We start from the raw sequence: 20,887 nt of genomic DNA, 5'->3' as shown, positions 1-20,887 counted from the left end.
CGGTGGTGACCGACACACGGAGGAACCCGTACATGCGCCTGCTCCTCGTCCGCCACGGTCAGACCACGGCCAACGTGGACTATCTGCTGGACACGGCCGTCCCGGGCGCCGGCCTGACCGCTCTCGGCGAGCAGCAGGCCGCTGCCCTGCCCGCAGCGCTGGCGGACGAGGACATCGACGCGATCTACGCCTCCACGCTGATCCGCACCCAGCTCACCGCCGCTCCGCTGGCCGCGGCCCGCGACCTGGAGGTGCTCGTCCGGGACGGGATCCGTGAGGTGTTCGCCGGCGATCTGGAGATGCTGCGCGGCGACACGGAGGCCGGGCACACCTACATGAAGACCGTGTTCGCCTGGGCGGACGGCGACACCGACCTGCGCATGCCGGGCGGCGAGAGCGGCACGGAGGTGCTGGCGCGCTACGACTCCGTGGTCGCCGAGGCCGCCGGCAGCGGGGCCGGGGCCGTCGCCCTGGTCAGCCATGGTGCCGTGATCCGGATGTGGACGGCTGCCCGGGCCACCAACGTCGACGTCCCCTTCGCCGCGGCGCACCCGCTCGCCAACACCGGGGTGGTGGTCCTGGAAGGGGTGCCCGAAAGCGGCTGGAAGGCGCTCTCGTGGGCGGGAGCGGTCGTCACTCCCGCGGGCGACAGCGGACCGGCCGGCCAGGCTGTCGACGAGGACGCGCCGTAGGGCGGGGCCGAAACCGCCCGGCCTTCGGTATATGCGTTTGCCCGGGCGCCGCGGCGGCCCGCACAATTCGACCCCATGGGACATCTGGAAGCCGCGCACCTCGAGTACTACCTCCCCGACGGGAGGGCGTTGCTCGGCGACGTGTCCTTCCGGGTGGGGGAAGGGGCCGTCGTGGCGCTGGTCGGCCCCAACGGCGCCGGCAAGACGACCCTGCTGCGGCTGATCTCCGGGGAGCTGAAGCCGCACGGCGGCACCGTCACCGTCGGTGGCGGGCTCGGCGTCATGCGACAGTTCGTGGGGTCCGTACGGGACGAGACGAACGTACGCGACCTGCTCGTGTCGGTCGCGTCGCCCAGGATCCGCGAGGCGGCGAAGGCGGTCGACGCCGCCGAGCACGGGATCATGACCGTCGACGACGAAGCCGCCCAGCTGAAGTACGCGCAGGCCCTCTCCGACTGGGCCGAGGCGCGCGGCTACGAGGCCGAGACGCTGTGGGACATGTGCACCACTGCCGCGCTCGGCGTGCCGTACGAGAAGGCGCAGTGGCGGCAGGTGAGCACGCTGTCCGGCGGCGAGCAGAAGCGGCTCGTGCTGGAGGCGCTCCTGCGGGGCACGGACGAGGTGCTGCTGCTCGACGAGCCCGACAACTACCTCGACGTGCCGGGCAAGCGGTGGCTGGAGGAGCGGCTGAAGGAGACCCGTAAGACGGTCCTCTTCGTCTCCCACGACCGCGAACTTCTCGCCCGCGCCGCCGAGAAGATCGTCTCCGTCGAGCCCTCACCGGCGGGCGCGGACGCCTGGGTGCACGGCGGTGGCTTCGCCACCTATCACGACGCCCGGCGCGCCCGCTTCGCCCGCTTCGAGGAGCTGCGCAAACGCTGGGACGAGAAGCACACCCAGCTGAAGAAGCTGGTGCTGGCACTGCGTCAAGCCGCCGAGAACAGCCCCGACATGGCCTCCCGCTACCGCGCCGCCCAGACGCGGCTGCGCAAGTTCGAGGAGGCGGGGCCGCCGCCGGAGCCACCGCGCGAGCAGGACATCAGGATGCGGCTCAAGGGCGGGCGCACCGGGATGCGGGCCGTCACCTGCGAGGCGCTTGAACTCACGGGTCTGATGAAGCCGTTCTCCCTGGAGGTCTTCTACGGCGAACGAGTCGCCGTCCTCGGCTCCAACGGGTCCGGCAAGTCCCACTTCCTGCGGCTGCTGGCCGGGGAGGGCGTGGCGCACACGGGGGAGTGGAAGCTCGGGGCGCGTGTCGTGCCGGGGCACTTCGCGCAGACGCATGCCCACCCCGAGCTGATGGGGCGGACCCTCCTCGACATTCTGTGGAAGGAACATGCCCAGGACCGGGGGGCCGCGATGTCCCGCCTGCGCCGCTATGAGCTGACCCAGCAGGCCGAGCAGGCCTTCGACCGGCTCTCCGGAGGGCAGCAGGCCCGGTTCCAGATCCTGCTGCTGGAACTGGAGGGGGTCACCGCGCTGCTCCTCGACGAGCCGACGGACAACCTCGACCTGGAGTCCGCCGAGGCTCTCCAGGAAGGGCTGGAGGCCTTCGAGGGGACGGTGCTGGCCGTCACGCACGATCGGTGGTTCGCCCGGTCGTTCGACCGGTACCTGGTGTTCGGCAGCGACGGGCGTGTCCGGGAGACTCCGGAGCCGGTGTGGGACGAGCGGAGGGTTGAGCGGGCGCGGTAGTTAGCCTCGCCCCGCCGCCCTTACCTGTCCCGTCCCGTCCCTGGGGGCCGCAGCCCCCGGACCCCCCGCTTCGGCCTGAACGGCCTCGTCCTCAATCGCCGGACGGGCTACATGCTCACGTCCAGCGCAGCAGTGCCCCCAAGCCGCCCGCCGGGTCCTTCTCCGGGCCTGTCGGGGTGACCGACAACGCGTCGGCGCCCGTCGCTACCGCGCAGCGGAGCAGGGCGTCGTCGGCCCGGGCCGACCAGGAGTTCTGTTCGCCGAGGATCTTCAGGTCGGTGCGGCGCACCGCCAACTGGTCCGGGTCCTCGCCGACCCAGACCTCACGGTGGGCGTCGGGGCTGTCCGGGCGGATCAGGAGTTCGTCGATGCGGTGCTCGCGCGCGGCCTCCATCAGAGCGGGTACGCCCTCCACGGCTCCGGCGCGGCCCTCCGGCCCGGGCTCGCGGGCCGCCAGGAACCGTTCCAGCTCCCGCGCCGCCCGCTGCCGTACGTGGTCCGCGCGGGCCTGTTCGACGTCCTCGTCGAGCAGCCGGCTGCCGGTGCCGTGCGGAGCCTCGACCACGAGGTCGTGCAGCCGCTGCGGCAGGCGTTCGTGCACGGTTCGCCGCTCGCGGTCGTCCCCCACGAGGACCAGCAGGTCGGCGCGGGTCTCCTCCTGGCAGACGGTGAGCGCGTCGGCGATCTCGGCCGCGTTGTGCTCCCAGGTGTTCTCCACCTTGAGCTGGAAGTGCCGTTCGGACCAGTCGGCCGTGCTCGTACGGTGCACCGGATGCTGCCGCCCGGTGACCGCGCCGGCGTCCTGCCGGCCCAGCGCGGTGCGCAGCTCGAAGGCGGCGCCCCTGCGGTCGACGTACGCCACCACGCACACGGGGTCCTCGCCCGCCAGCTCCAGCAGAGGCGCGGTGTGCGGCAGCGGGGCCCAGTGGGCGCGGTCGCGCTGCGGGGCCCGGGCCAGCGGCGGATCCAGGGCCACCTCACCCGCCCGGGCGAAGATCGCGCGTCCGTTCGGCTCCGATGAGTGCTCCAGCCCTTCCAGCGCGTCCTGTACGGCCCGGCAGGTCGCGTCGTCGGCTCCCTGCCCGGCCAGCTCGCGGGTCAGGGCCCTGGCCGTCAGGTGCCGCTCATGAGCGGTGTCCTCCGTATGCCGGGACGTGCCCACGTACACGGAGGCCCAGGGCCCGGGGTGTTCGTACAGTGGATGCAGGAAGGCGAGATCCATGGCTGTCTCCCGTACTCCGCTCGGGTGCTGTGTGCTCAGCGGGCGGGTACCCGGACCGCATGATTGAACACGACGAGCGGGGTACCACCATGACCGGAGTCGACCCCGGCCGGCTGGACGACCAGCAGCTCATGAAGGAGCTGGAGACCATCCACCGGACGCGCCACGACACGCTGCTGTACGGCTCGAACGACGCGCTGCGGGCCCACAACGACCGCATGGCGCAGCTGGAGGGCGAGTACCTGCGCCGCAATCCGCGCCGCACCGTGGCCCCGGGCCGCACCCGCGAGGGCGCCCGTGACCGCGGCGCGGGGTGAGAGCGTCAGACGGCCTCCCTCTTGGCCTCCCTGGCGAACACCTCCAGGAACGTCTCGCAGAACGCCTTCAGATCGTCCGGCTTGCGGCTGGTGACCAGCTTGTTGTTGCCGTGGTCGCAGATGCGCACCTGCTCGTCGACCCAGGTACCGCCCGCGTTGCGGACGTCCGTCTGCACGCTCGGCCAGGAGGTCAGCACCCGGCCCCGTACGACGTCCGCCTCCACCAGCGTCCAGGCGGCATGGCAGATCGCGGCGACCGGCCGGCCCTGCTCGAAGAAGTCCCGCACGAACGCGACGGCCTTGCTGTTCGTCCGCAGATAGTCCGGGTTGGCGACCCCGCCGGGCAGGACCAGCCCGCCGAAGGATTCGGCGGACGTCTCGCCCACGACCTCCTGAACGGGGAACTTGTCCGCCTTGTCGAGATGATGGAACGCCTGGATCGTGCCCGGCTTCGTCGACACGAGCACCGGCTCATGGCCCGCGTTCACCGCCGCCTGCCACGGTTCGGTGAGCTCGACCTGCTCGACGCCCTCGGGTGCGGTCAGAAATGCGATACGCATGGTGGCTCAACTCTCTTCCCCGGCCCTGAAGTGGGCCTCGTCGCTCGTGAAGCGCTTCTTGTCCCGTCGGCGCGCACGCACGCAGCGCAGCAGCTCCTCGCCGTACGGCAGCAGCACGCAGGTGCCGATGGCGACGCCGATGCCCGCGAGGTAGGCGCGGGACAGCGGTCGCCGGCGCGGCACGAGACGCCACGCGTCGGGATCGCCGCGCCCCCCGCGCAGCAGGGACTTCACCTGGTCGGCGTGCAGGCACATGATCGCGGCCAGCCCGCCGAACGGCAGCGACTCCAGAAAGCTGTGGATGTGCTGTTCGACCGGCTTGACCTCGCGGTCGCTGTCGACGGCCGTACGCACGTCCCACAGCGCGGTCGCCTCGTGCGCCGCGGTCGCGCCCAGCTGCACGCTCAGCAGCAGCGGGTTGACCTCGTAGCGCAGGGTCAGCGCGATGGGGATGCCGACCTCGGTCATCATCAGCGCGTGGATCAGGGATTCCTTCGGGCCTGCCGTCTCCTCGATCCGGGTCCGCCGGTGCATCCACCAGTCGGCGAGACCCGGCGCGAACCAGCTGGGCAGCAGCCCGTACATCAGATAGCGGACGGTGGCGTCGCTGACGTCGACGGTGGCGCCGTAGGCGCTGATCGCGCCGGCACGGTCGCGGCTCATCCGGTCACTGCCCCGGAGCGGCACGGCTGATGTCCGCCAGTGCCGATCCGGGATCCTCGGTCTCCGCGAGATCGCCGAGGCTGACGACGCCGACCGGCAGCCCGCCCTCGACGACCGGCAGCCGCCGTACGGAGTGCTCGCGCATCAGCGCGACCGCGACGGACACCCGTTCGCCCGGGTCGATCACCACCGGGTTGCGGGTGCACACCGACCGGGCGCTCACCGTCAGCGGATCGGCGCCGTCCGCGACCGCCCGCACCGTGATGTCACGGTCGGTGAGGACGCCCACGACGTCCTGGCCGTCGGCCACCACGACATCACCGATGTCCTGGGCCCGCATCAGCTGCGCCGCCTCGACGAGCGAGGCGTCCGGGCGGACGGCGACCACGCCCGGTGTCATGACGTCTTTCACGAATTCAGCCATCGCTGGCCCTCCTGCGTTCCCGGCCGGTGACGGGTGCCGCGGCCGTGGCGGCGTGACCCCGCCCGCAGTACCCACCGACCGGGCCGCTATGCGTGCCTGCGGCGCGTGGACCGCCCGCCCCCGGTCAGGGCCTCGGCCAGCTCCTGGACGTTGGCGTAGCGCGTCGAGCGCGGCAGGCGCTCCATCGGCTCGACCAGGGCGTCGGGGGCGTACCCACGGCGCAGCACACCGATCAGCTCCCGCGGGGTCGCCGGGAACGAGCTGCGGCTCAGGAACCGGGCCAGCTCCAGCCGGACGACCGCCAAGGAGGCCGTGGACGTGCCCGGCGCCACCGGGCCGCCCGCGACCTCCAGGTCGTCGTCGGCGGTCGGTTCCGGATCGTGCCACTCCTCCGTCCGGGTGGGATGCCCGGATCGCAGCAGCCCCTGCAGTTCGTGCTTCATCTCGTCGTCGCGATGGACGCTCAGCCGGTCACTGCCTCGCTGCATGACTCCCTCCAGATCTTCGCGTCCGCACCGCGTACCCGCACATCGGACGCCGACACAGGGTTTGCCGATCGCAGGGAGGGTGACCCGGATCTCATCCCCCACACACGTTCGGTTCTGGGGAAGGGCCAGGTCATGGCACTGCTCGCTGTGCTACTCCCGCTTCTCATGCTCGGCGCTGTGCTGGCACTGGGCCGCTACGAGGAACTGCTGCTGCCGAGGGAACCGGAGGAGGACCGCCCGGAAGGGGCGGCGCTCGGTCACTGAGGCGCCGTGTGCAGCATCCAGGGCCAAGACTCCTGCCCGCGGTGCCGGTGTACTGCCGCTGGACTCCGACGGTGTCGGTGCCTTTCTTCACGTCGCCCGTCTCGTCGACCACCAGCACCTGGTCGGCATCCCGCTTCGCCCTCCCGAGCAGGTGCTGCATGCCGTCCGGGGTCCTGTCCCCGGCCCACTCGGCGATGGTCCAGCAGTTCTTGCGCGGCAGGTCCGACAACAGGCCGAGTACCAACTTCCGGGCCCGGCGTCGGGATTCGACCCGTGTGAAGCGTCCCGCTTTCCGGCTCATCAGGCCCTCGAACGCCTCCTGCCGGCAGGCAGGGTCTACGCTGTGGCCTGCGGCCACCGCATGATCCTTTGTCTTCGCACACCGATGATCAACGGTGGCCGCACCCGTCTCCACACCGCGTCAGGTCGCGCAGCGTCTGCCTGCCGTCCTGTGTATCGGAGGGCCTGTGCAACGTGGCGAAGTCTGGTGGGTCCAGTTCGACGAGCGGAGGTTGGTCGTACTGCTCTCAGGAGACGACGCGTCCGGGTTCCAGGTGATGCAGGTCGTCGCTCCGGCGGGCCTCGACATCAGCGGTCTGGGCATCGAAGTGGCGGTCGGCGCCGGTGAAGGGCTGCCGCTCGAAGGCGTGCTGCGGCTCGCGTTCCCGCGTCCGGGCTTCACCCCGTGCACGTGGCTGACCACCGTGTCCCGGGACGACCTGATAGAGCGGGCGGCCGTCCTGTCCTCCGGGAAGCTCAGCGAGATCGACGATGCCCTCCGACTCGCTGAACAAGCACAGGAGCGGACCCCGGCAACGACCGCGAAGCTCAGCGAGATAAGGGACGCCCTCCGTCGCGGTGAACTCGGGTAGACGGAGAAGGAGCCGACGCCCGCGTCCGCATCGGTGATCACGAGATCAGCCACAGGACCCTGTCCCACACCGTCCTGCGTACGGTGACCCGCTTCTGCCAGTCCGCCGACACAGCCGTGGCCCCCCATCACGTACCAGCCCTGCGCAGGCTTGGCACACCGGAAGAGCGCACGTTGCCGCGCAGGAAGATCACTGATGCGGCCACATAGTCGGCCGCTCGCCGGTACGCCGCACCTTCCTGGTGTGCCGAGCCCATCCGGTGGGCGTCCGTTTCCTACGAGGTCAGGCGGGTACCCGGCTGCCTCGGCACACACTCCGAGCCGTTGCGGCGCAGCGGTGCGACGCGGTCCGGGACCGCGGGGAAGGGGCACCTTGTCCGCAGGAAACATCGGCCCAGTCCTGGTGGCCGACGCAGGCTCGTCCAGCCTGAGGCTGACCGTGTTCGGCGACGACGGGCAGGTCCTGGCCGAACACCACAGCGCCTCCGCACCCGGCGAAAACGTGTCCGGCCCGCTGCGGCAACTGCTGGCCCAAACGCCATCGCCCACTGCCGTGGGTCACCGCATCGTCCACGGCGGACCCGGACTGCGCAGCCACGTCCTGGTCGACGACGAGGTCCGGGCCGCCCTCGGAAATGTGGCCGACCTGGCACCGCTGCACGTCCCGCCGGCCCTCACTGTCCTGGATACCGCCCGGAACTTGCTACCCGACGTCCCGCACGCAGCCTGCTTCGACACCGTCTTCCACGCCGGCCTGCCCGCCGCCGCCCGCGAGTACGCGGTGCCTGCCACTTGGCGCGAGAAGTACGGGATGCGCCGCTACGGCTTCCACGGGCTGTCCTACGCCTGGGCACTCGGCCGGACGGCCGAGCTGCTCGGTCAGCGCCCCGAGCACCTCCACCTGGTGATCGCCCACCTGGGTGGCGGCTGCTCCGCCTGCGCGGTGCGCAACGGGACCAGCGTCGACACCACCATGGGCTTCACACCGCTGGAGGGGCTGGTGATGAGCCATCGCAGCGGAAGCGTGGACCCCGGCGCCCTGACCTGGCTGCAGACGCGGCACCGTCTGTCCGCCGACGACATCGAGGACGTACTGAATCACCGTTCCGGTCTGCTCGGCCTCTCCGGCACCTCCGACGACACCCGCGACCTCGTCCGCAGCCGGGCAGCGGGCGACGAGCGCGCCGCTCTCGCCCTGGACGTCTTCACTCATCACTGTCGCCGCGGCATCGCGGCGATGGCCGCGTCCCTCGACAGGCTCGACGCCCTGGTCTTCACCGGGGAGATCGGCGAAGACCAGCCCGAGGTCCGTGAAGAGGTATGCACCCGGCTCACCGCCCTCGGCCTGACCGGTGGCCTGCGCACGCCCGACGACGAGAGCCGCCCGGCAATCGTCAGCGGGCCGGATGCGGAAATACCGATCGTGGTCGTACCCACCGGAGAGGCCCAGCAGATCGACCACGAGACCCGAACCCTTCTCCGTGGCCCGTGAGGCGCATGCGCGCCTTCCGCCCCGCCTCGTCGCGTTCCTGCGGTCAGCGCCCCCGCCCGCCCAGGATGATCTTCCAGACACGCGTTGCCACCTGCAGATTGAGCCGGGTGTCCACATCCGCCAGGTCGCGGTCGCTGATCTCACGGATGCGCTGCAGCCGGTAGCGCAGCGTGCTGCGATGGACGGTCAGCGTGGCGGCCGCATCGTCGTAGTTGCCTCCGCAGTCGAAGTAGCGCGAGAGCGTCTCCACCAACTCCGTGTCGTGCCCTGCGTCGTAGTCGATCAGCTGGCCGAGCCACTCTCGCACGAAGCTTTCGAGCTCCCGGAGATCGTTTCCGGGCCCGAGGATCCGGTACAGCCCGAGGTCGTCGAAGAACGTCGTCCCGCTGCGCTGGCGGGAGTTCTGCCGCACCTCCAGAGCCCGTAGTGCCTCCTGATAACAGCGGGGAATGCCGTCCGGGGAGTCGCAGCGGGTGCTCACCCCGATAGCTCCGTCGGGCGTCCCCAGCTCATGGGCCAGCGCCGCGTACACGGCATCGTCGTCGGGCCTCGCTTCGGTCAGCAGGACCATTCGGTCGCCGCGACGGGTGATCAGCGGCCGGGTCGCCGTGGTGGCCGTCGCTTGCTCGACGGCACGGGTGAAGGAGCTGGTCGCGGCATTGCCCGGCCACTGCACCACGACCACGTAGTGAGTACGTTGCAGGTCGTGGCCGACGGCTTCGGCCCGGGCATAGGCGCTCGTCTCGTCAGTGCCCTCCAACAGGTCGTCGATCAGCTGGCGGCGCAGCCGCAGTTCGACCTCGGTGAGTTCGCGTATATGTACGAGCTCCTGGGCAAGCGACCGCTGGGCGTGATCCAAGGCGAACATGGTGTGCTCGTTGGCCGTCGCCTCGGGGTCCTCGATGGCGAGTACGCCGAGGACGTCGCCGCGCGGCCGGGCCAGGGCGATCAGCCGGTCCTTGACCCTGACCGGGCCCGCCTCGCGCGTGACCTGGCTCAGCATCTCTTCCTGGGAGGTCGAGGACCGCACCGGATAGGGGTCGGGCCGGTCGGGACCGGCCCAGGACCTCAGGTTGCCGAACCGGTCCTCGATGAGCGCCGACAGCCCGGTGAGCTCGTACAGCGCTTGGGTGATGGCGTCCTCACCGCCGCCCCGGGCGGCGACACGGGCGAGGGTCTCGTCCACGGTCTTCTGCAGGTGCAGCTCGGAGCGCACTGTGTCCAGCTGCCGTAGTGCAGTGTCCCGTTCGGTGCGGAGGCGGCTCAGTTCGCCGGCGTTGTCGTGCTGCGGGGCGCGCGTGACAGTCAGTGACAGGGCCGCGGATGTGAGCCCTACAAGGGTCGCGAGGAGGAAGTGCCCCTGCTCATCGGGCTCGGAGTGGGAGGAGACCACGATGTAGCCGAGCAGACTGCCGGCCCCGCGCAGGCCGAACGCCCAGGTCCAGGACCTCTCTGGAAGGGATACGGAGCCGTCGGCCTCGCCCAACTCCTTCATCCCCGCGTCGTCGACCGTTGGCGCTCCCTCGTCGTGGCCGGGGATGCGGGACAAACCGTCGTCCGTCGCGAGGTATCCGGCCTCGGCGTGGTAGGGACCAACGGCACTGACGTGCCGCATGGCCAACCGCACGATCTCACTCTGCTCCGCGCAGGTGAACAGGGTGTGGGACAGCACCAGCAGCCCGTGTGGGTCCAGCGCCGCGAGCGGAAGGGGGTCGTGCCGTTCGGTGCCCGCGGTGTTGCTCGGGTGGTTCACCTTCTTGTCGGAGACGTGAGGGGAAAGCCTCCGTGACGGATGGGAGGCCATGGTCACTCCGTTCCCCTCCGGTCATCGGAGGCGATCGAGCGAGTTGTGGGATCCATGCCTGGGCGTGCCCTGGGCACCCAGCCTACGCGGCGATCCGACTTGTCCGATTTGAGCCTTGTTCTCGTGGGCCGACCGACCGCGTCGATTTCTGACCTATCGGGTGCAGGCGGAGCGCGCTGCTCTCTTGCAACTCTGGGCTTGTCAGGGATCACCGGGCGCATCGGTGGCCGTGGCAGGAAGGACTGGTTGATGAACGAGCAGGTCCGCAGGACCATCGCCTCGTACACGACCTACCAGGAGGCGGAACGCGCCGTCGATCACCTTTCCGATCACGGTTTTCCCGTCGAGAGGGTGGCCATCATCGGGCAGGACGTGCGCCTGGTCGAGCAGGTGACCGGCCGCATGGGACATGGCGGGGCCGCGCTGCAGGGCGCGGCGAGCGGCGCCCTGCCCGGCGCCCTGATCGGGTGGATCTTCGGGCTCCTGAACTGGCTGGACCCGGTCGTGTCCGGACTGCTCCTCGCCTTGTACGGGCTGGTTTTCGGAGCAGTCGTCGGCGCTCTGCTCGGCCTGCTGGTGCACGCGGCCCAGCGTGGCCGCCGGGACTTCGCCTCGGTGAGCTTCATGCAGCCCAGCCGGTACGACGTCGTCGCCGACGAAGCGGTCGCCGACGAGGCGGTGCAGATGCTGGCCGAGCTGCCCAGCTGGACCGGCACCAGCACAAGCAGCGGCGCTTGGAAGAGCAGCCGCCCGCGGAACGGTCCCGCCGTCACCTGAGCGAGTGCGGAAGACCGGGCGCGACTCCGAGGCGAACGGGGGCCGCCCGTCGCGGAAGGAGTTCCTCATGGCCAAGGCAGTAGGCATCGACCTGGGCACCACGAACTCGGTGATCGCCGTCTGGGAGGGCGGCGAGTCGGCGGTCGTTCCCAACACCGAGGGCAACCGCACGACGCCGTCCGTGGTGGCCTTCACCGACACCGGCGAGCGCCTGGTGGGCCAGCTGGCCCGCCGCCAGGCGATCCTCAACCCCAAGGGCACCATCTACTCGGCCAAGCGGTTCATCGGCCGGCACTTCGACGAGATCTCCGAAGAGGCCAAGGCCGTCGCGTACGACGTGGTCGAGGGAGACGGCGGCGCCGCCCGCTTCAAGGTGCGCGACAAGCTCTACGCGCCTGAGGAGATCAGCGCGCAGGTGCTGCGCAAGCTCGCCGACGACGCCTCCAAGCAGCTGGGAGAACGGGTCACGGAGGCGGTCATCACGGTGCCCGCCTACTTCAACGACGCCCAGCGCACCGCCACCAAGGACGCCGGACGGATCGCCGGCCTGGAAGTGCTGCGGATCATCAACGAGCCGACCGCGGCCGCCCTCGCCTACGGCATGGACAAGAAGCAGCACGAGACGGTGCTCGTCTTCGACCTGGGCGGCGGCACCTTCGACGTCAGCATCCTCGACGTCGGCGACGGCGTGGTGGAGGTACGGTCCACGGCGGGCGACAGCCATCTGGGCGGCGACGACTTCGACCGCCGGCTGGTCGACCAGCTCGCCGACGGCTTCCAGCAGGAGAACGGCATCGACCTGCGCCAGGACCCACAGGCCCTGCAACGCCTGTTCGAGGCCGCCGAGAAGGCCAAGACCGAGCTCAGCTCGGTGACCCAGACGCAGGTCAGCCTGCCGTTCATCACGGCTGACGCCTCCGGGCCCAAGCATCTGACCACGACGATCATGCGGTCCACGTTCGAGCAGATCACCGGCGACCTGGTGGAGCGCTGCCTGGGCCCGGTGCGGCAGGCCATGGACGACGCCAAGGTCAGTGACAGCGACATCGACGAGGTCATTCTCGTAGGCGGCTCCACCCGCATCCCCGCCGTCCAGGCCCTGGTGCGGAGGCTGACCGGCGGCAAGGAACCCAACATGAGCGTCAACCCCGACGAGGTCGTGGCGATGGGCGCCGCGATCCAGGCCGGGGTCCTCAAGGGCGAGGTCAAGGATGTCCTGCTGCTCGATGTCACCCCGTTGTCGCTGGGCGTGGAAACGCGCGGTGGCGTGATGACGAAAATTATCGAGCGCAACACCACCATCCCGGTGCGCCGCGCCGAGACCTTCTCCACCGCCGAGGACAACCAGCCCGCCGTCGATGTCGTCGTCCTGCAGGGCGAGCGTGAGAGGGCTGCCGACAACCGGGTCCTGGGTCGCTTCCAGCTCACCGACATCCGCCCCGCGCCGCGCGGCGAGCCGCAGATCGAGGTCACCTTCGACATCGACGCCAACGGCATCCTCAACGTCACCGCGCGGGACAAGGACACCGGCAAGGAGCAGGGCATCACCATCAGCGAGAGCTCCAACCTCGATCGCAGCGACGTCGAGCGGATGGTCCAGGAGGCCGAGCGCAACCGCGGCGAGGACCAGGCCCTGCGCGAGGCAGTCGACGCCCGCAACGAACTGGACGCCATCGCCTACCAGGTCGAAAAACGCCTCGGCGAACTCGGCGACGCCGCGCCCGCACACGAGAAGGCCCGCGCCGAGATGCTGGTGGCAGAGGCCCGCGAGGCGGTCAAGAGCGAGGCCGGGGTGGACAAGGTCCGGCCGCTGACGTCCGAACTCCAGCAGGTCTTCGCGGGGCTCGCAGCCCACCAGGCGGGAGCCGCAGCGGGCGGTCCGGCGGGCACCGGATCACCGGACGGATCCAGTCCCGGCGAGGCCGCGCCGGGCGGCGCCGGGGACGACGACGATGTGATCGACGCCGAGTTCGACAAGGGCTGAGGTGGCCCGCCATGCCCAAGCCACACCGGGGCCGAGAGCCCGACCCGCCGCCCAAAGGCGCCGTACAGCCGCCGCGCGGGAACCTTGAGCAGCCCGGACCACCGGCCGAGGAGGCCGAGCCGGGGCCCGACGCCGCAACCGCCCCCGCCGCGCCCGAGGACGAATACGCGGCCGCGCTGCGAGAAGCCGAGGACCGCTGGCGCCGCGCCCTGGCCGACCTCGACAACCTGCGCAAACGCCACGCCAGGGAGCTGGAGCGGGAGGCCGCGGCCGAACGCGCCCGTACGGCCGCAGCCTTCCTGCCCGTCGTCGACAACCTGGAACTTGCCCTGAGCCACGCGACCGCCGACCCCGACGCGATTGTCGAAGGTGTCCGGGCCGTGCGCGACCAGGCCGTGAACGTCCTGGAGCGGCTGGGCTACCCGCGCCACGCAGAGAGGGGCGTGCCGTTCGACCCGGCCCGGCACGAGGTGGTCGGCGTGGTCCAGGATTCCGACGCCGATCCGAACACCGTGGTCCAGGTGCTGCGACCCGGTTACGGGGAGGCCGAGCGGCAGCTGCGGCCTGCCGCCGTGACCGTCGCCAAGCGGGAGTGACCTCCATGGCACGCGACTTCTACGAGGTGCTCGGCGTTGCGCGCACCGCCGACCCGGACGAGATCCAGCGGGCCTACCGCACCCTGGCCCGCAGGTACCACCCCGACGTCAACAAGGACCCCCAGGCAGAGGAGCGGTTCAAGGAGATCAATGAGGCCTTCAGCGTCCTGTCCGATCCGGAGCAGCGAGCCCGGTACGACCGCTTCGGCGAGGACTTCCGGAAGATCCCGGAGGACTGGGAGGAGCGAGTCGCCGCCGGCGCCGGCGCCGGCGGCGGCTTCTGGGGGACCACCGGCGGCGGTCCCCGGGTGCGGTACTCCACGGCAGGCTTCGGGGGCGAGGGGGTCGACGTCGAGGATCTGTTCGGCTCGCTGTTCGGCGGCGCCGGGCGGATGCGTGTGCCCGGCGCCGACCAGGAGGCCGAACTTCCGCTCACCGTCGAGGAGGCCTATCGGGGCGGCCGCCGTACGGTCACCCTCGCCGGGCCGGCCGGGCAGCGGCGCTACCAGGTCGACGTGCCGCCCGGCGCCACCGACGGGCAGCGCATCCGGCTGGCCGGGGAGGGCGGGCGCGGGAGCGGCGACGACGCTCTCGCCGGGGACCTGTACCTGAGGGTGCGGATCCAGCCCCACCCCGAGTTCCGCCTCGACGGCCGGGACGTCCACGTGCGGCTTCCGGTCACCCCGTGGGAGGCGGCGCTGGGCGCGACCGTGCCGGTGCCCACACCGAGCGGTGCCACGGCGAAGGTGACCGTGCCCGCCGGGTCCTCCAGCGGACGGCGCCTGCGGCTGCGCGGCGAGGGCATGCCGGGCCCGCGCGGCGCGAACGGAGACCTCTACGCGGAGCTGCGGATCATGGTGCCGCCCCGGCTGAGCGACCGGGAGCGCGAGCTGCTGGAGGAACTTGCCGCTGTCTCCTCGTTCGACCCCAGGAGGACCTGATGAGCGACCGACCGGCCGGGGCCCGCCCGTCCCACGCACGCACGCACGAGGTGGCCGTGCAGTACGCGATCGTGCCCGTGCCCAGGCTCTCCCTGGAGACCGTGGCCCGCCGCTCAGGCCTCCATCCCGACCTGATCCGTCGGTTCGTCGCCCTCGGACTGGTGGACGCCGACCGTGATCCCTCCGGACGGCTGGTGTTCGCCCCCACTGCCCCGGCCGCCCTGGCCCGCGTCCAGCGGTTGCGCACCGGACTGTGCCTGAACTACGCATCCGTCGGTCTGGTGCTCGACCTGCTCGACCGCATCAGCTTGCTCGAAGCCGCGCTGCGGCGTGCAGGCGTGAGGAGTGATCTACCACCATGGACATGAACCGCCTGACACAGAAGTCCCAGGAAGCCCTGCAGGAGGCCCAGAGCGCCGCAGGCCGCCTGGGCCACACCGAGGTCGACGGCGAGCATCTGCTGCTCGCCCTCCTCGACCAGGACGAGGGCCTGATCCCGCGGCTGCTGCAGCAGGCGGGCACCGAGCCCGAGGAGTTGCGCGCGGCCGTACGCGAGGAGCTCTCCCGCCGGCCCAAGGTGACCGGCCCCGGCGCGGCACCGGGCCAGGTCTTCGTCACCCAGCGCCTGGCCCGGCTGCTGGACGCGGCGGAGCGGGAGGCCAAACGCCTCAAGGACGAGTACGTGTCCGTGGAACACCTGCTGCTGGCCCTGGCCGAGGAGGGCGCGGCGACCGCCGCCGGGCGCATGCTGAAGGAGCACGGCGTGACCCGGGATTCCTTCCTCGGCGCGCTCACCCAGGTCCGCGGCAACCAGCGCGTCACCTCCGCCAACCCCGAAGTGGCCTACGAGGCTCTGGAGAAGTACGGTCGCGACCTGGTCCTCGAGGCTCGGTCCGGGCGGCTGGACCCGGTCATCGGCCGTGACGCGGAGATCCGCCGCGTCACCCAGATCCTCAGCCGCAAGACCAAGAACAACCCGGTCCTCATCGGCGACCCCGGCGTCGGCAAGACCGCCATCGTAGAGGGCCTGGCCCAGCGCATCGTGCGCGGTGACGTGCCCGAAGGCCTCCGCGACAAGACGGTGTTCGCCCTCGACATGGGCTCGCTAGTGGCAGGCGCCAAGTACCGCGGCGAGTTCGAGGAACGCCTCAAGGCCGTGCTGAGCGAGGTCAAGGCCGCCGAGGGGCGGATCCTGCTCTTCGTCGACGAGTTGCACACGGTCGTCGGCGCGGGCGCCGCCGAGGGCGCCATGGACGCGGGCAACATGCTCAAGCCCATGCTGGCACGCGGCGAGCTGCACATGATCGGCGCGACCACCCTGGACGAGTACCGCAAGCACATCGAGAAGGACGCCGCCCTCGAACGCCGCTTCCAGCAGGTGCTGGTCGACGAACCCAGCCTGGAGGACACCATCTCCATCCTGCGCGGCCTGCGTGAACGCCTGGAGGTCTTCCACGGTGTCAAGATCCAGGACACCGCTCTGGTCGCGGCGGCGACGCTCTCCCACCGCTACATCACCGACCGGTTCCTGCCCGACAAGGCCATCGACCTCGTCGACGAGGCGTGCGCCCGGCTACGTACGGAGATCGACTCCATGCCGGCCGAACTCGACGAGATCACCCGCCGCGTCACCCGCCTGGAGATCGAGGAAGCCGCCCTGTCCAAGGAGACCGACCCCGCCAGCAAGGCCCGCCTGGAGGAACTGCGCAAGGAACTGGCCGACCTGCGCGGCGAGGCCGACGCCAAACACGCCCAGTGGGAGGCCGAACGGCAGGCGATCCGACGCGTGCAGGAACTGCGCCAGGAACTGGAGCAGGTCCGCCACGAGGCGGAGGAGGCCGAACGCGCTTACGACCTCAACCGCGCCGCCGAACTCCGCTACGGCCGCCTCCAGGACCTGGAGCGCCGACTCGCCGCAGAGGAGGACCAACTGGCCGCCAAACAAGGGCAGAACCGGCTGCTGCGCGAGGTCGTCACCGAGGAGGAGATCGCCGACATCGTCGCCGCCTGGACCGGCATCCCCGTCGCCCGCCTCCAGGAGGGCGAACGCGAGAAACTGCTGCGCCTCGACGAGATCCTGCGCGAGCGCGTCATCGGCCAGGACGAGGCCGTCAAGCTCGTCGCCGACGCCATCATCCGCGCCCGCTCCGGCATCCGCGACCCGCGCCGCCCCATCGGCTCGTTCATCTTCCTCGGCCCCACCGGCGTCGGGAAGACCGAGCTGGCCAAGACCCTCGCCCGGGCCCTGTTCGACTCCGAGGAGAACATGGTCCGCCTCGACATGAGCGAGTACCAGGAGCGGCACACCGTCAGCCGGCTCATGGGGGCCCCGCCCGGATACGTCGGCTACGAGGAGGGCGGCCAACTCACCGAGGCCGTACGCCGCAAGCCGTACTCGGTCGTGCTGTTCGACGAGATCGAGAAGGCGCACACCGATGTGTTCAACACCCTGCTGCAGATCCTCGATGACGGCCGCATCACCGATGCCCAGGGACGCACCGTCGACTTCCGCAACACCGTGATCATCATGACGTCCAACATCGGCTCCGAGCATCTCCTCGACGGCGCCACCGCCGAGGGTGAGATCAAGCCGGACGCCCGCGCCCTGGTGATGGGCGAGCTGCGCGGGCACTTCCGCCCGGAGTTCCTCAACCGCGTCGACGACATCGTGCTGTTCAAGCCGCTCGGCGAGTCCCAGATCGAGCGGATCGTGGAGCTGCAGTTCGACGAACTGCGCCTCCGCCTCGCCGAACGCCGCATCACCGTCGAACTCACCGACGCCGCCCGGGAGGTGATCGCCCACCAGGGCTACGACCCGGTCTACGGGGCCCGGCCGCTGCGGCGTTACATCTCCCACGAGGTCGAGACCCTGGTCGGGCGCGCCCTGCTGCGCGGCGACGTCGAGGACGGCGCGACGGTCCGCATCGACGCCCAGCACGGAGAGCTGGTGGTCACCTACGACCAGCCCGAGGACGTGAAGGGAGCGAGGGCGGCATGACTACCGTGGAGGCCGCCAACGTCACCTGCCCGCACTGCGGGCGCACCAACCGGGTACCCGTGGTGGCCGAGGGCAGCCCCAGGTGCGGCAACTGCAAGCACCCTCTGCCGTGGACGGCCGACGCGGGCGACGACGACTTCACCGAGGTCGTCGAACAGGCCACCGTGCCCGTCGTCGTCGACCTGTGGGCCACCTGGTGCGGCCCCTGCCGCATGGTGAGCCCAGCGCTGGAGAAGGTCGCCGCCGATCTCGCGGGAAAGATCAAACTGGTCAAGGTCGACATCGACAAGAACCCGCGCCTGGCACAGCGGTTCGAGGTCCAGGCGGTACCGACGCTGCTGGTCCTCGACAAAGGACAGACCATCGCCCGACAGGCGGGTGCCGCACCTGCCCCTGCCCTGCGGCAGTGGGTGGAGCACTCGATCGCGGGCCACGAACCGGCCGGGAAAGGGTGATCGGCCGTGACCGTAGGAACAGACCCACACCTCGCCCTCGTACGCCCTGTAACTCCGCGCGCCCCTGGGTGCGAGGAATGCCTGGCCACACGTTCCCCCTGGGTCCACCTCAGGCTCTGCCTGACATGCGGCCACGTCGGCTGCTGCGATTCCTCGCCGAACCGGCACGCCCGCCGTCACGCCGCCGCCGACGGCCATCCGATCGTGGCGTCGCTGGAGCCCGGCGAGGACTGGCGGTGGTGCTTCGTCCACGAGGCGCTCGTGTGATGCCCGGCGACGAGACGCGGCCGGGCACAGCGCCGGTGCCGGACGAGGCGGAGGAGAGCGTGCCCTTCGAGACTCCCGACATCTACGGCGCCTATCCCCGTCTGTCGGACGACCAGATGGCCCGCCTGGCGCAGCACGGCCAGAACCGCGCGGTTGACGCGGGTGACGTGCTGATCCGGGAGGGGGAGCGGTGCGAGGCGTTCTACGTCGTCCTCAGTGGCTCGGTCGCCATCGTCGAGGGCTACGGCACACCCGGCGAACGCCTGCTGCGTGTCCACGGTCCTGGCCGCTTCATCGGCGAACTCGGCCTCCTGAACGGACAGGTGGCTTTCTACACCGCCGTGGTCAGGGACCCCGGCGAGATCCTCTCCCTGTCCATGGATCAGCTGCGTGACCTGGTGACCCGGGACTCCATCCTCGGTGATGTGGTGCTGCGCGCCTGCCTGGGCCGCCGTGCTCTGCTCGTCGGGCAGGGCGCCGGCTTCCGCATCATCGGCTCGCGCTATTCGCCCGACACCCGGCGGCTGCGCGAGTTCGCCGCCCGCAACCGGCTGCCGCATCGCTGGATCGATCTGGAGACGGACGAGGAGGCCGAGGCGCTGCTGCGCCGCTTCGCGGTCGGTCCGGAGCAGACGCCGCTGGTGATCTGGCGGGACACGACACTGCTGCGGAATCCGAGCAACGCCGAACTGGCCCGGTTGATCGGCTTGCCGCCCCTGCCGTCGGGCAACGGCCGTGGCGATCTCCTCATCGTCGGCTCCGGTCCGGCCGGTCTCGCCGCCGCCGTGAACGCCGCCTCGGAAGGCCTCGGCACGACCGTGGTCGAGGCGATGGCCACCGGCGGCCAGGCCGGGACCTCGTCCCGAATCGACAACTGCTTCGGCTTCCCCTCCGGCATATCCGGCGCCGAACTCACCGAGCGGGCTGTGCTCCAGGCGGGCAAGTTCGGCGCCCGGATCAGCGTCCCGGCGGAGGCGGCCCGGCTCGAACGGCGGGACGGCCACTACGCCGTCAGGTTCGCCGACGGCAGCGAGATCACCGCCCGTACCGTCGTCCTGGCCACCGGCGCCCACTACCGCCGCCTCCATGTGCCCGGCATCGAGCCGTTGGAGGGCGCGAGCGTCCACTACTCGGCGACCGTCTACGAGGCCCAGCAGTGCCGTACCGACCCGGTGGCGGTCGTCGGCGGCGGCAACTCCGCGGGGCAGGCCGTGCTCTTCCTGGCCGGGTACGCACCGCAGGTGTATCTGCTCGTCCGTGGGCCGAGCATCGAGGCGCACATGTCCCGCTACCTGATAGATCAGATCGAGCGCCACCCTCGGGTGCACGTGCTGCTGCACACCGAGATGACCGAGGCACTCGGCGACAAGGCGCTGGAGGCGGTCACCGTGGTCGACCACCGGACGGGCGAGCACCGCCACCTCGCGGTGCGGGCCCTGTTCGTCTTCACCGGCGCCGGCCCCCACACCGAGTGGCTGTCCGGCGCGCTCGCCCTCGACGCGCGCGGCTTCGTGCTCACCGGCGCGGAGGCGCAGGCCTGCTCCGTTCCCGAACTGTGGCAGAGCCAGGGCCGCGACTGCCTGACATTGGAGACCAGCCTGCCTGGCGTCTTCGCCGCCGGCGACGTCCGCAGCGGCTCGGTGAAGCGCGTGGCCTCCGCGGTCGGCGAAGGCGCGATGAGCATCCACTTCGTGCACCGCTACCTGAACCACACGGCTGCGCCCGGCGGCACCGACAGTTCCTCGCGCACCCGTCCGAAGGAGTCCGCTTGGCTCGCATGACACCCAGCGGGCGACGAGATCACGAGAAGGAGAAGGAGGCGATGGGAATGACCGCGCCCGTCCGGCGTCACCGCGGTGGCGCAATGCAGGGCAGCCCCGTCGGCTGGGCACGCAATCCGCTGACGGAGTTCGACCAACTGCTCAGCGAGATGAGCGGACTGATCGAATCCACGGTGGGAGCCACTGCACCCGCAGTCGCGTGGACACCCCTGGCGGATGTCACGGAGTCCGACGACGCCTTCCACGTCGAGATCGAACTCCCCGGCGTCAAGAGCAAGGACATCAACGTCGAAGCGAACGGCCAGGAGCTGGTGGTCACCGGAGAGATCAAGGAGAAGGAACGCAAAGGCGTCCTGCGCCGGAGCACCCGCCGCACCGGATCCTTCGAGTACCGGCTGCGGCTGCCCGGAGAGGTCGACTCCGAAAAGATCAATGCGCAGATGTCGGACGGGGTGCTCAACATCACCGTCCCCAAGGCCGAGGTCGCAAAGCCCCGGCACATCGAGATCAGCGAGACGAGTGATAGCACCGAGAACAAGGGCTGAGACGCGAACGCCGCGGTTCCGGGCACCCATCCGGCACCGCGGCCGGGCCGG

General features: G+C 70.7%; 22 protein-coding genes and 1 pseudogene. 16 read left to right on the top strand and 7 right to left on the bottom strand.

Annotation, left to right across the window (positions count from 1 at the left end; all coding sequences use genetic code 11):
• Nucleotides 1–32 precede the first annotated feature (32 nt).
• Nucleotides 33–692, top strand: coding sequence for a histidine phosphatase family protein (locus tag ACFY5C_RS04025; RefSeq protein ID WP_389440068.1), 660 nt, complete (start codon nucleotides 33–35; stop codon nucleotides 690–692).
• A 75-nt stretch (nucleotides 693–767) separates the two neighbouring features.
• Nucleotides 768–2,387 carry an ATP-binding cassette domain-containing protein gene (locus ACFY5C_RS04020; protein ID WP_389440066.1) on the top strand — a complete coding sequence of 540 codons (1,620 nt, stop codon included), beginning with the start codon at nucleotides 768–770 and terminating at the stop codon, nucleotides 2,385–2,387.
• A 115-nt stretch (nucleotides 2,388–2,502) separates the two neighbouring features.
• On the opposite strand, the gene ACFY5C_RS04015 is transcribed toward ACFY5C_RS04020, so the two are convergent.
• Nucleotides 2,503–3,609: a Vms1/Ankzf1 family peptidyl-tRNA hydrolase gene (locus tag ACFY5C_RS04015; RefSeq protein WP_389440064.1), complete on the bottom strand. Its 1,107-nt coding sequence runs from the start codon at nucleotides 3,607–3,609 to the stop codon at nucleotides 2,503–2,505.
• A gap of 59 nt (nucleotides 3,610–3,668) precedes the next feature.
• Here ACFY5C_RS04015 and ACFY5C_RS04010 point away from each other — a divergent pair, with 59 nt between their 5' ends.
• The gene (locus ACFY5C_RS04010) at nucleotides 3,669–3,926 is read left to right on the top strand and encodes a DUF6158 family protein (protein ID WP_389440062.1); all 258 of its coding nucleotides are present in this window, start codon (nucleotides 3,669–3,671) and stop codon (nucleotides 3,924–3,926) included.
• Between the two features lie 5 nt (nucleotides 3,927–3,931).
• Here the strand turns inward: ACFY5C_RS04010 and ACFY5C_RS04005 are convergent, their stop codons facing one another.
• From ACFY5C_RS04005 to ACFY5C_RS03990, 4 genes are all read right to left on the bottom strand, one after another.
• On the bottom strand, nucleotides 3,932–4,486 hold the full coding sequence (locus tag ACFY5C_RS04005) for a type 1 glutamine amidotransferase domain-containing protein (RefSeq protein WP_389440060.1): 555 nt from the start codon (nucleotides 4,484–4,486) through the stop codon (nucleotides 3,932–3,934).
• 6 nt (nucleotides 4,487–4,492) lie between these two features.
• Nucleotides 4,493–5,149 carry a diguanylate cyclase gene (locus ACFY5C_RS04000; protein ID WP_389440059.1) on the bottom strand — a complete coding sequence of 219 codons (657 nt, stop codon included), beginning with the start codon at nucleotides 5,147–5,149 and terminating at the stop codon, nucleotides 4,493–4,495.
• A 4-nt stretch (nucleotides 5,150–5,153) separates the two neighbouring features.
• Entirely contained in the window at nucleotides 5,154–5,573 is a 420-nt protein-coding gene (locus tag ACFY5C_RS03995; RefSeq protein ID WP_389440057.1) for a CBS domain-containing protein, read from the bottom strand.
• 86 nt (nucleotides 5,574–5,659) lie between these two features.
• The gene (locus tag ACFY5C_RS03990; RefSeq protein WP_389440055.1) at nucleotides 5,660–6,061 is read right to left on the bottom strand and encodes a DUF2795 domain-containing protein; all 402 of its coding nucleotides are present in this window, start codon (nucleotides 6,059–6,061) and stop codon (nucleotides 5,660–5,662) included.
• A 132-nt stretch (nucleotides 6,062–6,193) separates the two neighbouring features.
• Between ACFY5C_RS03990 and ACFY5C_RS03985 the strand changes: the two genes are divergently transcribed.
• Nucleotides 6,194–6,325 (top strand): hypothetical protein, encoded by a 132-nt coding sequence (locus ACFY5C_RS03985; RefSeq protein WP_389440710.1) that lies wholly within the window; start codon nucleotides 6,194–6,196, stop codon nucleotides 6,323–6,325.
• Nucleotides 6,326–6,356: 31 nt separating this feature from the next.
• Here the strand turns inward: ACFY5C_RS03985 and ACFY5C_RS03980 are convergent.
• Nucleotides 6,357–6,626: pseudogene (locus tag ACFY5C_RS03980) on the bottom strand (transposase); the annotation flags it as partial.
• 166 nt (nucleotides 6,627–6,792) lie between these two features.
• On the opposite strand from ACFY5C_RS03980, the gene ACFY5C_RS03975 reads away from it, so the two are divergent.
• On the top strand, nucleotides 6,793–7,197 hold the full coding sequence (locus ACFY5C_RS03975) for a type II toxin-antitoxin system PemK/MazF family toxin (RefSeq protein ID WP_389440053.1): 405 nt from the start codon (nucleotides 6,793–6,795) through the stop codon (nucleotides 7,195–7,197).
• A 372-nt stretch (nucleotides 7,198–7,569) separates the two neighbouring features.
• Complete coding sequence (locus ACFY5C_RS03970; RefSeq protein WP_389440051.1) at nucleotides 7,570–8,688, top strand: acetate/propionate family kinase; 1,119 nt, start codon at nucleotides 7,570–7,572, stop codon at nucleotides 8,686–8,688.
• Nucleotides 8,689–8,731: 43 nt separating this feature from the next.
• On the opposite strand, the gene ACFY5C_RS03965 is transcribed toward ACFY5C_RS03970, so the two are convergent.
• A complete protein-coding gene (locus ACFY5C_RS03965) occupies nucleotides 8,732–10,492 on the bottom strand; it encodes a PucR family transcriptional regulator (RefSeq protein WP_389440049.1) in 1,761 nt (586 codons plus the stop codon).
• 249 nt (nucleotides 10,493–10,741) lie between these two features.
• Here ACFY5C_RS03965 and ACFY5C_RS03960 point away from each other — a divergent pair, with 249 nt between their 5' ends.
• The 10 genes from ACFY5C_RS03960 (at nucleotide 10,742) to ACFY5C_RS03915 (ending at nucleotide 20,836) form a co-directional block, all read left to right on the top strand.
• Nucleotides 10,742–11,269, top strand: coding sequence for a general stress protein (locus ACFY5C_RS03960; RefSeq protein WP_389440047.1), 528 nt, complete (start codon nucleotides 10,742–10,744; stop codon nucleotides 11,267–11,269).
• 67 nt (nucleotides 11,270–11,336) lie between these two features.
• The gene (gene dnaK / locus ACFY5C_RS03955) at nucleotides 11,337–13,253 is read left to right on the top strand and encodes a molecular chaperone DnaK (protein ID WP_389440045.1); all 1,917 of its coding nucleotides are present in this window, start codon (nucleotides 11,337–11,339) and stop codon (nucleotides 13,251–13,253) included.
• Nucleotides 13,254–13,264: 11 nt separating this feature from the next.
• The gene (locus ACFY5C_RS03950; protein ID WP_389440043.1) at nucleotides 13,265–13,849 is read left to right on the top strand and encodes a nucleotide exchange factor GrpE; all 585 of its coding nucleotides are present in this window, start codon (nucleotides 13,265–13,267) and stop codon (nucleotides 13,847–13,849) included.
• Between the two features lie 5 nt (nucleotides 13,850–13,854).
• Nucleotides 13,855–14,790, top strand: coding sequence for a DnaJ C-terminal domain-containing protein (locus tag ACFY5C_RS03945; RefSeq protein ID WP_389440041.1), 936 nt, complete (start codon nucleotides 13,855–13,857; stop codon nucleotides 14,788–14,790).
• Entirely contained in the window at nucleotides 14,790–15,158 is a 369-nt protein-coding gene (locus ACFY5C_RS03940; RefSeq protein ID WP_389440039.1) for a chaperone modulator CbpM, read from the top strand. Before ACFY5C_RS03945 ends, ACFY5C_RS03940 begins: the two co-directional genes overlap by 1 nt.
• Entirely contained in the window at nucleotides 15,149–17,788 is a 2,640-nt protein-coding gene (gene clpB / locus ACFY5C_RS03935) for an ATP-dependent chaperone ClpB (protein WP_389440037.1), read from the top strand. The genes ACFY5C_RS03940 and clpB overlap by 10 nt, the downstream gene beginning before the upstream one ends.
• Nucleotides 17,785–18,243 (top strand): thioredoxin, encoded by a 459-nt coding sequence (gene trxA, locus ACFY5C_RS03930; RefSeq protein ID WP_389440035.1) that lies wholly within the window; start codon nucleotides 17,785–17,787, stop codon nucleotides 18,241–18,243. The genes clpB and trxA overlap by 4 nt, the downstream gene beginning before the upstream one ends.
• 6 nt (nucleotides 18,244–18,249) lie before the next feature.
• The gene (locus ACFY5C_RS03925; protein ID WP_289935608.1) at nucleotides 18,250–18,510 is read left to right on the top strand and encodes a UBP-type zinc finger domain-containing protein; all 261 of its coding nucleotides are present in this window, start codon (nucleotides 18,250–18,252) and stop codon (nucleotides 18,508–18,510) included.
• Nucleotides 18,510–20,291 carry an FAD-dependent oxidoreductase gene (locus ACFY5C_RS03920; RefSeq protein ID WP_389440033.1) on the top strand — a complete coding sequence of 594 codons (1,782 nt, stop codon included), beginning with the start codon at nucleotides 18,510–18,512 and terminating at the stop codon, nucleotides 20,289–20,291. The genes ACFY5C_RS03925 and ACFY5C_RS03920 overlap by 1 nt, the downstream gene beginning before the upstream one ends.
• Before the next feature lie 47 nt (nucleotides 20,292–20,338).
• Nucleotides 20,339–20,836, top strand: coding sequence for an Hsp20/alpha crystallin family protein (locus tag ACFY5C_RS03915; protein ID WP_389440031.1), 498 nt, complete (start codon nucleotides 20,339–20,341; stop codon nucleotides 20,834–20,836).
• Nucleotides 20,837–20,887: the final 51 nt, after the last annotated feature.

Origin of the sequence: Streptomyces sp. NPDC012935 (assembly GCF_042900345.1) — a bacterium.
In the GTDB taxonomy this organism is placed as follows: Bacteria; Actinomycetota; Actinomycetes; order Streptomycetales; family Streptomycetaceae; genus Streptomyces.
Note: the sequence above shows the minus strand (reverse complement) of the source record. Positions and strands in the feature narration are given on the sequence as shown.